The following is a 13,620-nucleotide window of genomic DNA, read 5'->3' as shown; positions in this document are numbered from 1 at the left end:
CGTCAACCGATGTGACGGGTGGCCGCCCACCGCGTGAGCGCGTTGCGGTTGGACTGCTGGGTCTTGCGCAGGACATTCGACGCATGCGTCTCGACCGTCTTGATCGAGATGAACAGCTCCTCGGCGATCTCGCGATAGGTGTATCCGCGCGCGAGCAGACGCAACACCTCCAGCTCTCGCCTGGTCAGCGAGTCGAGTTCGGGGTCGAGGGGCGGTTCGGGCGCCGACGACTTCCCGGTGAACGAGTCGAGGACGAAACCTGCGAGCCGCGGACTGAACACCGCGTCGCCGTCGGCGACCCGCCGGACCGCATCGGCGAGTTCAGGCCCGGCGATCGTCTTCGTCACGTAACCCCGCGCGCCTGCACGGATCGTCGCGATGACGTCCTCGGCGGCGTCGGACACACTCAACGCGAGGAACACCGGCGGTGTCGAACCGGGCCGTGTCGAACCTGGTATGGCCGAAGCTGTTGTGGCCGAGGCGATCCGATCGAGCACACCGCGCAGCACCGCCACCCCGCCGCCCGCCGGCATGTGCACGTCGAGCAGGACCACGTCCGGAGCCGTCGAGACGATCCCGTCGATCGCCTCGGGCACCGCACCCGCCTCGCCGACGACGCGCAGACCCGGCTCGTCGGCCAGTTCGGCACGGACCCCGGAGCGGAAGACCGCATGGTCGTCGACCAGGTAGACGGTCACGGGACCGGAGGGGTCGGGACTCGTCGAACTCGCTGTCATCGTGCCTTCCTGTTGTCGGTCGGGGCCACTGCGTGCATGGTCATCTCGGCTGTGCGTTCGGCGTGTCCCGATCGCTCCGCGTCCGGTCGCTCCTCGATCGAACCGCCGTCACCGCGCGGCATCATGAGGCCGACGTTGGTTCCGCGTTCGGGACTCGAGGTGATCCGCACGTGCCCGCCCATGCGTTCCACCCGCGCGCGGATCGAGCGCGAGATGCCCTGGCGGTCGTCGTCGACGATCTCGGGGTCGAAGCCGACACCGCGGTCGCGCACATACACCTCCACCTCGTCGTCGGTGATCTCGCCGTACACGTCCACCGTGCGCTCGCCGGAGTGCTTGGCGGCGTTGACCAACGCTTCACGGGTCGCGCCGACGAGGGCCGCCCAGCGTCTGGCGTCCCGGGTGTTGGTGGGGCGCAGATCGCCGACGGTGATGATCTCCACCTCGATTCCGTAGGCGTCCTCGACCTCGGCTCCCACACTGCGCAGCGCTGCCGCGAGGGAACCTCGTTCGGTCGCCGGGTCGCCGAACAGCCACGCCCGCAGTTCGCGTTCCTGGCTCCGGGCCAGCCGCGCCACCTCCTCGGGCCGGCCGGCCTTCTTCTGTATCAGCGCCAGGGTCTGCAGGACCGAGTCGTGGAGATGCGACGCGATCTCCTCACGCTCGGCGTTCCGGATCCGGGCGGCGCGCTCCTCGTCGAGGGTGCGCAGCAACCGCATCCACAGCGGCACGGTCAGCAGGACGACGCCGATGAGCGTCGCCCCGACCGCGAGGATCGTGGAGTTGAGCCCGCCGAAGCTGCGGTCCCCCGCCACCACCACGACGACCAGTCCCCCGACGACGAGCGCGACCCCACCGATCAGCCGGGTCCAGGTGAGCGCCGGGGTGCGCGGTGCCCGAGGGGACGTGTCGAACTCGCGCCACACCAGGCTGGCACCGAGCGCGATGAAGACGAACGGGACCAGGTATTCCGCCGGGGTCCCCGACGCCGCGAAGCCCACCACGGCCATCGCCACCAGCCCGATCATCGCGAGGCCGAGGGATTGCCGGCGTTCACCCCGCGCCGGCGAGGCGGTGTCATCGCCCTGCGGGCAGAAGAACCAGAGCAGTCCGTAGGCGGCGACCCCGGCACCGGCCAGCGCGGCCAGGACCACGAAGACGATCCGCACGCGGAACACCTCGACCCCGAGATGATCGGCGATTCCACCGGCGACACCGGCGACCACGCGGCCGCCGTCCCGGCGCACCAGCCTGGGGACCGGCTCGACCTCCATTCGATTCACTCCTCGATCGTCCCATGCGTTCGGCTCCGAGACATCGGGGTCAACCCCGGTTCATGGGTCTCGATCTCAGGGTGTGTCGCTTCACCACCCCCACGAACCGGCTTCTTCCGGGGGACAATTCAGGGGATCACCCGATGTGTCCGGGGCCGTGCGAGCGGCACGATGATCGTCATGGACACGAAGCAGTTCCAGCAGCAGCTCCAGGGCTTGTGGTCGACCCGCCCGTACCGGCGCGACGATCGGACGATCGCCGGCGTGTGCACCGGCATAGCCGCTCGCTACCGCGTCGACCCGACCCTGGTGAAGGTCGCATTCGTGGTGGCGGCGTTCTTCGGCGGCAGCGGACTCATCCTCTATCTCGCGGCCTGGGTCGCGTTCCCGGGCGCCGGTCGCGCTCGCGCCGACGCGCTCCGCGCAGATTCCTCTCGCGCCGGCCACACCGCGTCGCACAACTCGATGCACGGACTGGGCAACCCGCAGGTCATCGTGCTGGCCGTCCTCGCGATCGTCATCGTCACCTCCATCGGGCCCAACCGCACCTGGGGGTCGGGCGGACTCGTCGGCGCGATCCTGATGCTCGGCGGCTGGTTCCTGCTGTACCTGCGGACCCCGACCCCACCGGTCGGCACCAGCATCGACACGGCGGCGGTCACCGACATCGTCGTCCCGCCACCGGCGGCCGGCCAGTTCGAGCGGTGGGTGCCGCGAGCCATGACCAACCCGACCGGCGGTGGGTCCGTCACCGCGCCCGGTCTCCAGACATCAGGAGCGCCCATGACGGGAACACCGACCACATCCCCGACCACCGGGGACTCGCCCGCCGAACACCCGGCCACAGCAGCGCCACGGGTCGACCTCGAGAAGAGCGCAGCACTCGACGCGACCCCGCCGGCGTGGGATCCGCTGGGGGCGGCACGGTTCGCCTGGGACCTGCCCGAGCCGACCACCCCGGCCGACCCCGCCGTCCGCAGGCGCCGGCGCTCACCTCTCACCCTGATCGTGATCGGTCTCGCGATCATCGTGGGCGCCGTCGGCGCGGGCCTACACCAGATGGGCGTCGACTGGTTCACCGTGCCGCACATCCTGTCGCTCTCCCTCGCCGTCGTCGGCGCGGGACTCCTGGTCGCGGCGTTCATCCGGCGCCGAACCGGCGAGCACAGCACCGGCCTCGTGCCGATCGCGGTCACCCTCGGGGCAGCCGTCGTCGTCACCACCGTGATCTCGGGCGTGAACGGCCTGTCCAGTCCCCTACCGCCCGGCGGAGCCGGCGACCGCGAGTGGAAACCATTGAGCGAGAAAGACATCGAGGCCGAGTACACACTCGGCGTGGGTGAGATGACCCTGGATCTGCGCGAGGTGGACCTCACCGCCGACCGCACGGTGCGACTCGAGACCGGTGTCGGGACGATCAAGGTCCACGTCCCGGACACGATGAACGTGCGCGCCGACTGCCAGACCGGCATCGGCGACTACACCTGCCCCACCGGACTCGACGGCGGGCGTGACGGCACCGACGGCCCGGTCCTGCAGATCGATGCCCGTACCGGGATGGGAGAGGTTCAGGTCCTGCGATGAACGCTCACGACGACGCCTACGGCGCGGACAACCCGGCGACCGCCGACAACGCCGATCACCATGGATGCGTGTCCACTCATCGCGCGCCGGGTCTGGGGCTCCTGGGAATCGCCGCCCTCGCGGTGGCCGGCTGGGGACTCGCCGACGGGCCGGCACTACCCGATGCCGCCGACCTCGGGTGGGTCGCGGTCGGGATCGGTCTGCTCGTCGGGATCGTGCTGATCGTGTCGGGGACGCGATCTCGCGGCTGACCTCGACTCGCCGCCGGACTCGAGGCGGGCAGTCAGAAAAGCGGCCGGTGGCAGATGCCACCGGCCGCTCTCGTTCGGGTCATTCCCACTCGATGGTGCCCGGCGGTTTGCTCGTCACGTCCAGGACCACGCGATTGACCTCGGCCACCTCGTTGGTGATGCGGGTCGAGATGATCTCCAGCACCTCGTAGGGCACGCGGGTCCAATCGGCCGTCATCGCGTCCTCGCTCGACACCGGGCGCAGGACGATCGGGTGACCGTAGGTCCGGCCGTCGCCCTGGACGCCCACGCTGCGCACGTCGGCGAGCAGCACCACCGGGCACTGCCAGATCTGTGAGTCGAGTCCGGCGGCGGTGAGTTCCTCGCGTGCGATCAGATCGGCCTTGCGCAACGTCTCCAGACGGTCGCCGGTGACCTCGCCGACGATCCGGATCGCCAGGCCGGGCCCGGGGAACGGCTGACGCGCGACGATCTCCTCGGGGAGTCCCAGTTCGCGACCGACCGCGCGAACCTCGTCCTTGAAGAGCAGCCGCAGTGGTTCGACCAGGCTGAACTCGAGGTCGTCGGGCAGACCGCCGACGTTGTGATGGCTCTTGATGTTCGCGGTTCCGCTCCCGCCGCCGGACTCGACGACGTCGGGATAGAGCGTGCCCTGGACCAGGAACTCGACCTTCTCCCCCGCCTCGGCCTCCTCGCCGAGGACCTCGCTGACCGCGCCCTCGAACGACCGGATGAACTCCCGGCCGATGATCTTGCGCTTGGTCTCGGGGTCGCTCACGCCGGACAACTCACGCAGGAAGGTGTCCGCGGCGTCGACGGTGACGAGTTTGGCGCCGGTAGCGCCCACGAAGTCGTGCTGCACCTGCTCGCGCTCACCCGCACGCAGCAACCCATGATCGACGAAGACGCATGTCAGCCGGTCGCCGATGGCCCGTTGCACGAGCGCCGCCGCGACCGCGGAGTCCACACCGCCGGAGAGCCCGCAGATGGCCCGTCCGTCACCGATCTGATCGGCGACCGCGTCGATCAGGGCATCGGCGATGTTGGCGGCGGTCCAGGTGGCCTCGAGGCCGGCGATCTCGTAGAGGAAGCGCGTGAGGATCTGCTGGCCGTGCGGCGTGTGCAGCACCTCGGGGTGGTACTGCACACCGGCCATGCGGCGCTTCAGGTTCTCGAAGGACGCCACCGGCGCGCCGGGGGTCGATCCGGTGACGGTGAATCCCTCGGGCGCGCTCTGGACGGCGTCATTGTGGCTCATCCACACCGGCTGGGTTTCCGAGAGACCCTGATGGAGCACGCCTTCGCCGTTGGCCGTCAGCGTCGTGCGACCGAACTCGCGTCCGCCGGTGTTGGCGACCTCGCCGCCCAGCGTGTCCGCCATCGCCTGGAACCCGTAGCAGATGCCGAACACCGGGACGTCGAGGTCGAAGAGGGCGGGATCGAGGTCGGGTGCGTCCTCGGCGTACACCGACGACGGACCGCCCGACAGGATGATCGCGACCGGGTCCTTCTCCTGGATCTTCTCGATCGGGACGTCGTGGGAGATCACCTCGGAGTAGATGCGCGCCTCGCGCACCCGGCGGGCGATCAGCTGCGCGTACTGCGCCCCGAAGTCGACGACGAGCACCGGCCGCGGGCCCTCGAGGAAATCCTCGGCAGAGGACGAGTTCGCAGAAGAAGTGTCTGTCACCGGGCCGAGTCTAGTGGGCGTGCCGGGGTCCGTACCTGGTCACCCCGCCCGGCGGGTGCGGACCCGCGACGCCCGCGTGAAATACTCCGGAATCGACATGACTGCATCGCCGAAATCCCCCAACCGCTGGTCGCTGAGCATCGGCGACCTCACCCAGGCCGCCGTGTTCGCCGCGCTGATCGCCGCGCTCGGTCTGCCGGGAACCATCAACATCGGCACCAGCGGTGTGCCCATCACCCTCCAATCGCTCGGGGTCATCCTCGCCGGCGCCGTCCTGGGCCCGAAGAAGGGCACGCTGGCCGTGATCATCTTCATGGTCCTCGCGATCGCCGGGCTCCCGATCCTGTCCGGCGGGCGCAACGGCCTGACCGCGCTGTCGTCCCCGACCGCCGGATACTTCATCGGGTTCCTGCCCGCGGTGATCGTCATCGGCGTGCTGACCGCGATCATGATCTCGACGGGCTACGGCAAGTACCGCGTGCTGTGGGGCATCGGCATCAACGCGCTCGGCGGCATCGTCGTGCTGTACGCGTGCGGGGTCCTCGGCCTGCTCATCCGCACCGACCTGACCGTGTGGGCGGCGATCACCACCAACGGCCCGTTCATCCCCGGCGACATCGCCAAGGTCGTCATCGCAGCCCTGGTCGCCGCGCAGGTCCACCGCGGCCGCCCCGGTCTCATCGAACCCCTGCGCCCGCGCCGCGCCGGCTCTGTGGCCGGCTGACCGTCCCGCCCCGCCGGCGATGATCGAGTTCACCGACGTCTCCCACGCCTACGGCGACCGCGTCGTCCTGCGCGAGGTCTCACTGACGTTGGCGGAGAGGCGGATCGGCATCGTCGGCGCCAACGGGAGCGGCAAGTCGACGCTGGCGCGGATGATCAACGCCCTCGTCATCCCGGACTCCGGGACCGTCACCGTCGACGGGCTCACCGTCGCGAAGAACAAGCGCGAGATCCGACGCCGGGTGGGGTTCATCTTCTCCGACCCCGACCGTCAGATCATCATGCCGACCGTCCGTGAGGACATCGAACTGTCGCTCCGCCGAACCGATCTCGGCAAGGCCGCACGCGCCGACCGTGCCCTCGAGGTACTCGCGCGCTTCGGACTCGGCGACCACGCCGACCATCCCGCGCAGCGGCTGTCGGGCGGACAGAAGCAACTCCTCGCCCTGGCCTCGATCTTCGTGACCGACCCGGCGATCATCGTCGCCGACGAGCCCACCACCCTGCTCGACCTGCGCAACACCCGCATGCTCACCGACGTGTTCGCGACACTCGACGAGCAACTCGTCGTCGTCAGTCACGACCTCGACATCCTGGCCGATTTCGACCGCGTCATCGTCGTCGACGAGGGACGTGTCGTCGCCGACGACGAACCCCGACCAGCGCTCGCCGCCTACCGCGAGATGATGTCGTGAACGTCCTCGGCGTCTACCGTCCCGGCACCACCGTGCTGCACCGCCTGCCCGCGGGCGTCAAGTTCGTCGCGATGGGCGTGCTGATCCTGGTGCTGTCACTGACGGTCCGCTCGCTGACCGCGCTCGGCATCGCCACGGTCGGAGTCGCGTGCGTCTACGCGCTGGGAGGCATCGGTCCCCGCGAGGCCTGGCGTCAGCTGCGACCATTGCTGTGGCTGCTGCTGTTCATCTTCGCCTTCCAGGTCGTCTTCACCGACTGGCGACGGGCGGTGGTCGTCTGCGGCGTGCTCGCACTGTCGGTCGCGCTCGCGGCGGTCGTCTCGCTGACCACCCGCACCACCGACATGCTCGACACGATCGTCCGTGCGCTCGGTCCCCTCGCCCGTCTCGGGGTGCGCGTCGACCTCATCGCCCTCGCACTGGCGTTGACCATCCGGGCGATCCCGCTGATGGTCGAGGTGGTGCGGGAGGTCGACGAAGCGCGCAAGGCGCGCGGGCTGCGGCCGGGTCCGCGCATCCTCGTCGCCCCGGTCGTACTCGCCGCGCTGCGTACCGCCGACGGCTTCGCCGACACGCTGACCGCGCGCGGACTGGACTGAGGCGACCCGGGATTTCGTAGTCACAGTGCGCGCTATTTGCGCACTGTTGCTACGAGATCCGCTGGGCGGTGACCGGTGTGAGCGGGATGATCGGCAGCCGCAGAGCGCCCGGTGCGTCGGCCGGGACCACCGGCGACGTCGGCGTGGTCGGCTCGATGCGGCGGTACGGCTCGCCCTGCGCCGGACGACGATCCTGTTCACCCTTGTTGGGCCACAGGGCCGCCGCCCGCTCCGCCTGCGCACAGATCGTCAGCGACGGGTTGACACCGAGGTTCGCCGACACCGACGCGCCGTCGGCGATGTGCAGTGTCGGGTAGTTCCACACGCGCTGGTAGGGGTCGATGACGCCGTCGTCCGGGTCGTCGGAGATCGCGCACCCGCCGAGATAGTGCGCGGTCAGCGGCATGTTGACGATGTCACCCCAGGTCCCGCCGGCGACGCCGCCGTTCAGTTTCGCCGCGATCCGGCGAGTTGCCTCGTTGCCCTTGGGAATCCACGTCGGGTTGGGCTCGCCGTGACCCTGCTTGCTGGTGACATACCGCAGCGGTCCGCGCTTGCGGACGAACGTGGTCAACGAATTGTTGTTGTTCTGCATGACGAGCGCGATCACGGTCCGCTCGCTCCACTGCCGCACCACGAGCAACCGCACCAGCAGGAACGGGTTGCGGGCGACCTGCCGCAGGAACTGGCCGAACCGGTCACGCCGGCTCCCCCCGTCGGTGAGCAGGGTCTGCAGGTACGCGATCGCGTTGGAGCCCTTGCCATATCGCACCGGTTCGATGTGCGTGTTCGGCTCGGGATAGAACGACGAGGTGATCGCGACACCGCGCGAGTAGTCGTTCTCCGGGTCGATCCGCGAACCCATCGCACCCAGGATCGACTCCGAGTTGGTCCGCGTGAGCCTGCCCATCGCATCCGAGATCCGGGGCAGCGAACCGAGTTTCGCGTGGTGCAGGAGTCGTTGGGTGTTGAACGTGCCGGCCGCCAGGATCACCTGACCCGCGGTGATCGTGCGCCGACGACGTCCGAGCGGCCCCCACGAGGACGAGTGATGCGTACCCACCTCCCAGACACCGTCGGCGCGCTCGTGCAGCGAGTCCACCGTGGTGCGGTCGATGATGGTGGCGCCGTTGCGTTCCGCGAGACCCAGATAGTTCTTCAGCAGGGTGTTCTTGGCGCCCACCCGGCACCCGGTCATGCACGCTCCGCATTCGGTGCAGGCGGTCCGGTCCGGGCCCGCACCGCCGAAATACGGGTCGCGGACGGTCTCACCGGGCGCCCCGGCCAGACCCGTCTTCGCACCGAAGAACACACCGACCGGGGTCGGGGTCACTGTGTCGCCGACACCCATCTCGGCGGCGACTTCGGCGACCACGCGGTCGGAGGCGGTGACCGTCGGGTTGGTGACCACCCCGAGCATCCGGCGCGCCTGGTCGTAGTACGGACCGAGCTCGTCCTCCCAGTCGGTGATGTGGTTCCACTGGGGATCGGTGAAGAACGGTGTCGGGGGCTTGTACAGGGTGTTGGCGTAGTTGAGCGATCCACCGCCGACCCCCGCGCCGGCCAGGATCATCACGTCCTTGAGCGCGTGGATGCGCTGGATGCCGTACAGACCCAGCTTCGGGGCCCACAACCACCGGTTGAGGCGCCAGCTGGTCTTGGCGAAGTCCTCGTCCTCGAAACGACGACCCGCCTCGACGACGCCGACGCGATACCCCTTCTCCACGAGACGCAACGCACTCACACTGCCGCCGAAGCCGGAGCCGACGATCAGGACGTCGAAGTCGGTGGCGCGTTCGGTGGACCTGTCGAAACCCATGGTGACCATACTAACGTGCATTGTCACATAAAGAGACCCAGGTCACCCTAACCCTTCGAGGCTCGTCGCCAGCGCTCCTCGCACCTCAGGGAGCAGGGCGTGGCTGCGCTTACGCTCCTCGCACCTCAGGGAGCAGACGTGGCTGCGCTTACGCTCCTCGCACCCCAGGGAGCAGGGCGTGGCTGCGCTAGCTGTACTGACCTGAGAGGTTAGGTACGCGGTCGGCGGGTGATCGACCTTTGAGTGAGGTGTGGCCGCGGTGGTGATTGTAGTGATGCAGCCAGCTTGAGTACTCAGCGCAGCGTTCGGCGTCGCTGGTGTAGAGCCGCGCGTAGGCCCATTCATCGGCCAGAGTGCGGTGAAACCGTTCCACCTTGCCGTTGGTCTGTGGCCGATAGGGGCGGGTCCGGCGATGCTTGACCTCACCGAGCGCGTCACGGAAGACATGGGATCGGTAACAGGAACCGTTGTCAGTCAATACATTCCGGACCGTGAATCCGCACTCCAGGAACCAGGCGTTGGCCCGTTCCCAGAAGTCGGCGGCGGTCTGTTTGCGCTCGTCAGCCAGAATCTCGGAGTACACCAGTCGGGAGTGGGCATCGAGGGCGGTGTGCAGGAAATGGTGTCCCCGCAGCGGATCGCCCCACTTGCTACGGCGTCCTGAACTTTTATCGGCTTGCGAGTTGTGGTTGCCCTGGGTTCGACCGAGCATGCGCCATCCGCCGCCGGCGGGGATCTTGCCGAGTTTCTTGACATCAACGTGCACCAGATCGCCGGGAGCGGCGGACTCCATCCGTCGGATGACCCGCCCAGTGGGACGGTCCAGCCAGCGCAGACGGGCCAGCTTGTACCGGCTCAAGACCCGGTGCACGGTGGAGACGTTGAGCCCGAGCAGATACGCGATACGGGCTGGGCCCCAGCGACGCAGCACGCGGACTTTGATGATGCGCCGCTCGGTGCGCGTCGGAGTCTGATTGGGGCTGTGGTGGGGGCGTGAGCTGCGGTCGGCCATGCCCGCCGGTCCCTGCTCGCGGTAACGCCGAGCCCATCGCTGAGCGGTGGTGACCGCGACTTGGAATCGTTCAGCGGCACGGCGCAGCGACCAACCGTCCTCAACGATGCAGCGGGCCAGACGCAGACGCCCGGTTTCTGACAATGGGGCATTACGGTGGGACACGAAGACCTCCGAGGCTGGGGAGCGTTCCTTAGACAGCTCGCACTCCACTCGGAGGTCTTCTCCATGTCACCACGCCACGCCGTAAGCCGTACCTAACGTCCGTGGTCAGTACACCAGCGCTCCTCGCACCTCAGTAACTGCGGCCTGGCGGCCGTCGTGGACTACGAAAGAACACTCGTGAGCGTCCGAATTTCTTGCTCCCTGAGGTGCGAGCGAAGCGAGCCACGAAGGGCATCGCAAGGCAACTCACCACGCCCTTCGTGGCTCGTCGCTTGCGCTCCTCGCACCTCAGGGAGCGGCCACGGAGATCAGGCGTGGACGGACAACCCCACGCGCTGGAACTCCTTCAGATCGCAGTACCCGGCCTTCGCCATGGCGCGACGCAACGCACCGACGACGTTGAGCTCGCCGTACGGATCGTCGGAGGGCCCGTTGAGGACCCGCTCGAGACTCGGACGGTCCTCACCCGCGGCGACCTGCAGAAGGGCACCGCGCGGGGTGTCGGGGTGCGCGGCGGCCGACGGCCAGTACCAGCCGTTGCCGGGTGCCGAACTCGTTGTGGCGAGCGAGGTTCCGAGCACCGCGGCGTCGGCTCCGCAGGCGATCGCCTTGATCAGGTCGCCCGAGCTGTGGATGTCGCCGTCGGCGATGACGTGCACGTAGCGACCACCCGTCTCGTCCAGGTAGTCGCGACGCGCGGCGGCGGCGTCGGCGATGGCGGTCGCCATCGGGACACCGATGCCGAGGACCTCGCCGGTCGTGGTGGCCCCGGCGGCCGAACCGTAACCGACGATCACGCCCGCCGCGCCCGTCCGCATCAGGTGCAGCGCGGTGCGGTGGTCGTGCACGCCGCCCGCGATGACGGGTACGTCGAGATCGGCGATGAAGGTCTTCAGATTCAGCGGTTCCCGCTGGGTGCCGTCGGCGTCGACCTGCGCCACGTGCTCGGCCGAGATGATCGTCCCGTGGACCACCAGGATCTCCACCCCGGCGGCCAACAGAGCCGGGGTCAGTTCCGGCGCGTGCTGGGGGCTGACCCGAACGGCCGTGGTGACGCCGGCCTCGCGGACCTGCGCCACGGCCTCGCCCAACAGCCCGCTGTCGAGCGGAGCCGCATGCAGCTTCTGCAGATGCCGAACCGCCGCATAGGGATCCGGATCCCCGGCCGCGATCGCGACCAGTTCCTCGATCTTCGCCTCGACGTCGCGGTGACGGGCCCACAGCCCCTCACCGTTCAGGACACCGAGCGCACCGAGCCTGCCGAGCTCGATCGCGACCGACGGCGACACCAGCGCATCGGTCGGATGACTCAGGATCGGTGAGGAGAAACGGTAGGCATCGATCTGCCACGCCGTGGAGACGTCCTTGGACGAACGGGTCCGACGGGAGGGGACGATGCTGATGTCGCCCAGTTCGTAGGTCCGTCGGGCCGTCCGGCCCATGCCGATTTCGACGAGGTCACGCACCACTGCGCCTTTCTGCGGGGTTCAGCTGCACAACGACCATACGGCCTTGCCCGCCGGACGAATCCGGCGGGAACGACCTCGGGGAGTTCAGCGGGAGTAGTAGTTGGGCGCCTCGGCGGTCAGCGTGATGTCGTGCGGATGGGATTCCTTGAGTCCGGCCGCGGTGATCTGGACGAACCGCGCGGTCTGCAGATCCGGGATCGTCGAGGCGCCGGTGTAGCCCATGGCGGCACGCAGGCCGCCGACCAGCTGGTGGATGACCTGGGACAACGGGCCGCGGAACGGCACACGCCCCTCGATGCCCTCGGGAACCAGCTTCTCCTCCTTGAGGACGTCGTCCTGGAAGTAGCGGTCCTTGGAGTACGACTTCGCCTGCCCGCGCCCCTGCATCGCACCGAGCGAGCCCATGCCCCGGTAGCTCTTGAACTGCTTGCCGTTGACGAGGACCAATTCGCCGGGGGCCTCGGCGGTGCCCGCGAGCAGCGAGCCGAGCATCGCGGTCGACGCACCGGCGGCGAGCGCCTTGGCGATGTCGCCGGAGTACTGCAGACCGCCGTCGGCGATGACGGGGACGCCTGCCTTCTGGCAGACCGCCACGGCTTCGAGGATGGCGGTGATCTGCGGGGCGCCGACGCCGGCGACGACACGCGTGGTGCAGATCGAACCCGGTCCGACGCCGACCTTCACCGCATCGGCACCGGCGTCGACGAGTGCCTGCGCGGCCTCACGGGTCGCGACGTTGCCGCCGACCACGTCCACTCGGTCGCCGACCTCGGCCTTGAGCTTGGCCACCATGTCGAGCACGAGCCGGTTGTGCGCGTGGGCGGTGTCCACGATGATCACGTCGGCGCCGGCGTCGGCCAGTGCCATCGCACGGTCCCACTGCGGGTCGCCGGTACCGACAGCGGCACCGACGAGAAGCCGTCCGTCGGAGTCCTTGGTCGCGAGCGGATGCTGCTCGGTCTTGACGAAGTCCTTGACGGTGATGAGTCCGGTCAGGCGTCCGTTGCCGTCGACGATCGGCAGCTTCTCGATCTTGTGCCGGCGCAGCAGTCCCAGCGCGGCCTCCGCGGAGACCCCTTCCTGGGCGGTGATGAGCGGCGCCTTGGTCATGACCTCGGCGACCGGACGGCTCTGGTCGACCTCGAACCGCATGTCGCGGTTGGTGATGATGCCGACGAGCTCACCCTTCTCATCGACGACCGGCAGGCCGGAGATGCGGTAGCGCGCACACATCGCGTCCACCTCGGCGAGCGTGTGGGACGGCGTGCAGGTGACCGGATCGGTGACCATTCCGGCCTCCGAGCGCTTGACCGTCTCGACCTGGCCGGCCTGCTCCTCGATGGACAGATTTCGGTGCAGGACGCCCATGCCGCCGGCGCGCGCCATCGCGATCGCCATGCGGGACTCGGTCACGGTGTCCATCGCCGAACTCACCAGCGGGACCCGCAGCGTCACGTTCTTGGTCACCCGCGACGAGGTGTCGACCTCGCTGGGAATCACGTCCGACGCCGAGGGCAGCAACAGGACGTCGTCGAAGGTCAGGCCGAGCATCGCGACCTTGCCGGGATCGTCTCCACCGGTACGAACAGCAGTCATCGGACC

The 13,620-nt window shown here is 68.8% G+C and carries 12 protein-coding genes; 5 read left to right on the top strand and 7 right to left on the bottom strand.

The window, feature by feature from the left end:
• Positions 1–2: 2 nt before the first annotated feature.
• Together AC3B5T_RS15175 and AC3B5T_RS15170 are read right to left on the bottom strand one after the other, a co-directional pair.
• The gene (locus AC3B5T_RS15175; protein ID WP_488357674.1) at positions 3–737 is read right to left on the bottom strand and encodes a LuxR C-terminal-related transcriptional regulator; all 735 of its coding nucleotides are present in this window, start codon (positions 735–737) and stop codon (positions 3–5) included.
• Positions 734–2,011, bottom strand: coding sequence for a PspC domain-containing protein (locus AC3B5T_RS15170; RefSeq protein WP_488357672.1), 1,278 nt, complete (start codon positions 2,009–2,011; stop codon positions 734–736). Before AC3B5T_RS15170 ends, AC3B5T_RS15175 begins: the two co-directional genes overlap by 4 nt.
• 171 nt (positions 2,012–2,182) lie before the next feature.
• On the opposite strand from AC3B5T_RS15170, the gene AC3B5T_RS15165 reads away from it, so the two are divergent.
• Together AC3B5T_RS15165 and AC3B5T_RS15160 are read left to right on the top strand one after the other, a co-directional pair.
• Positions 2,183–3,595 (top strand): PspC domain-containing protein, encoded by a 1,413-nt coding sequence (locus AC3B5T_RS15165; RefSeq protein WP_488357671.1) that lies wholly within the window; start codon positions 2,183–2,185, stop codon positions 3,593–3,595.
• Complete coding sequence (locus AC3B5T_RS15160) at positions 3,592–3,846, top strand: hypothetical protein (RefSeq protein WP_488357670.1); 255 nt, start codon at positions 3,592–3,594, stop codon at positions 3,844–3,846. Before AC3B5T_RS15165 ends, AC3B5T_RS15160 begins: the two co-directional genes overlap by 4 nt.
• A gap of 79 nt (positions 3,847–3,925) precedes the next feature.
• Here the strand turns inward: AC3B5T_RS15160 and guaA are convergent, their stop codons facing one another.
• Entirely contained in the window at positions 3,926–5,536 is a 1,611-nt protein-coding gene (gene guaA / locus AC3B5T_RS15155) for a glutamine-hydrolyzing GMP synthase (protein WP_442902688.1), read from the bottom strand.
• 97 nt (positions 5,537–5,633) lie between these two features.
• Here guaA and AC3B5T_RS15150 point away from each other — a divergent pair, with 97 nt between their 5' ends.
• From AC3B5T_RS15150 to AC3B5T_RS15140, 3 genes are read left to right on the top strand one after another with little or no spacing between them, the layout of a single operon-like run.
• Positions 5,634–6,260: a biotin transporter BioY gene (locus AC3B5T_RS15150; protein ID WP_488357669.1), complete on the top strand. Its 627-nt coding sequence runs from the start codon at positions 5,634–5,636 to the stop codon at positions 6,258–6,260.
• Positions 6,261–6,279: 19 nt separating this feature from the next.
• Positions 6,280–6,954, top strand: a complete 675-nt coding sequence (locus tag AC3B5T_RS15145) for an energy-coupling factor ABC transporter ATP-binding protein (RefSeq protein WP_488357668.1) — start codon at positions 6,280–6,282, stop codon at positions 6,952–6,954.
• Positions 6,951–7,553, top strand: a complete 603-nt coding sequence (locus AC3B5T_RS15140) for an energy-coupling factor transporter transmembrane component T family protein (RefSeq protein ID WP_010841873.1) — start codon at positions 6,951–6,953, stop codon at positions 7,551–7,553. The genes AC3B5T_RS15145 and AC3B5T_RS15140 overlap by 4 nt, the downstream gene beginning before the upstream one ends.
• A 49-nt stretch (positions 7,554–7,602) precedes the next feature.
• Here the strand turns inward: AC3B5T_RS15140 and AC3B5T_RS15135 are convergent, their stop codons facing one another.
• The 4 genes from AC3B5T_RS15135 to guaB form a co-directional block, all read right to left on the bottom strand.
• A complete protein-coding gene (locus AC3B5T_RS15135) occupies positions 7,603–9,381 on the bottom strand; it encodes a GMC family oxidoreductase N-terminal domain-containing protein (protein ID WP_488357667.1) in 1,779 nt (592 codons plus the stop codon).
• 178 nt (positions 9,382–9,559) lie between these two features.
• Positions 9,560–10,549: an IS481 family transposase gene (locus AC3B5T_RS15130; protein ID WP_488358775.1), complete on the bottom strand. Its 990-nt coding sequence runs from the start codon at positions 10,547–10,549 to the stop codon at positions 9,560–9,562.
• 308 nt (positions 10,550–10,857) lie between these two features.
• On the bottom strand, positions 10,858–12,015 hold the full coding sequence (locus AC3B5T_RS15125) for a GuaB3 family IMP dehydrogenase-related protein (protein ID WP_010841871.1): 1,158 nt from the start codon (positions 12,013–12,015) through the stop codon (positions 10,858–10,860).
• Between the two features lie 87 nt (positions 12,016–12,102).
• Positions 12,103–13,614, bottom strand: a complete 1,512-nt coding sequence (gene guaB / locus AC3B5T_RS15120; protein WP_010841870.1) for an IMP dehydrogenase — start codon at positions 13,612–13,614, stop codon at positions 12,103–12,105.
• Between the last annotated feature and the right edge of the window lie 6 nt (positions 13,615–13,620).

The organism is Gordonia sp. G4, assembly GCF_057770005.1.
Note: the sequence above shows the minus strand (reverse complement) of the source record. Positions and strands in the feature narration are given on the sequence as shown.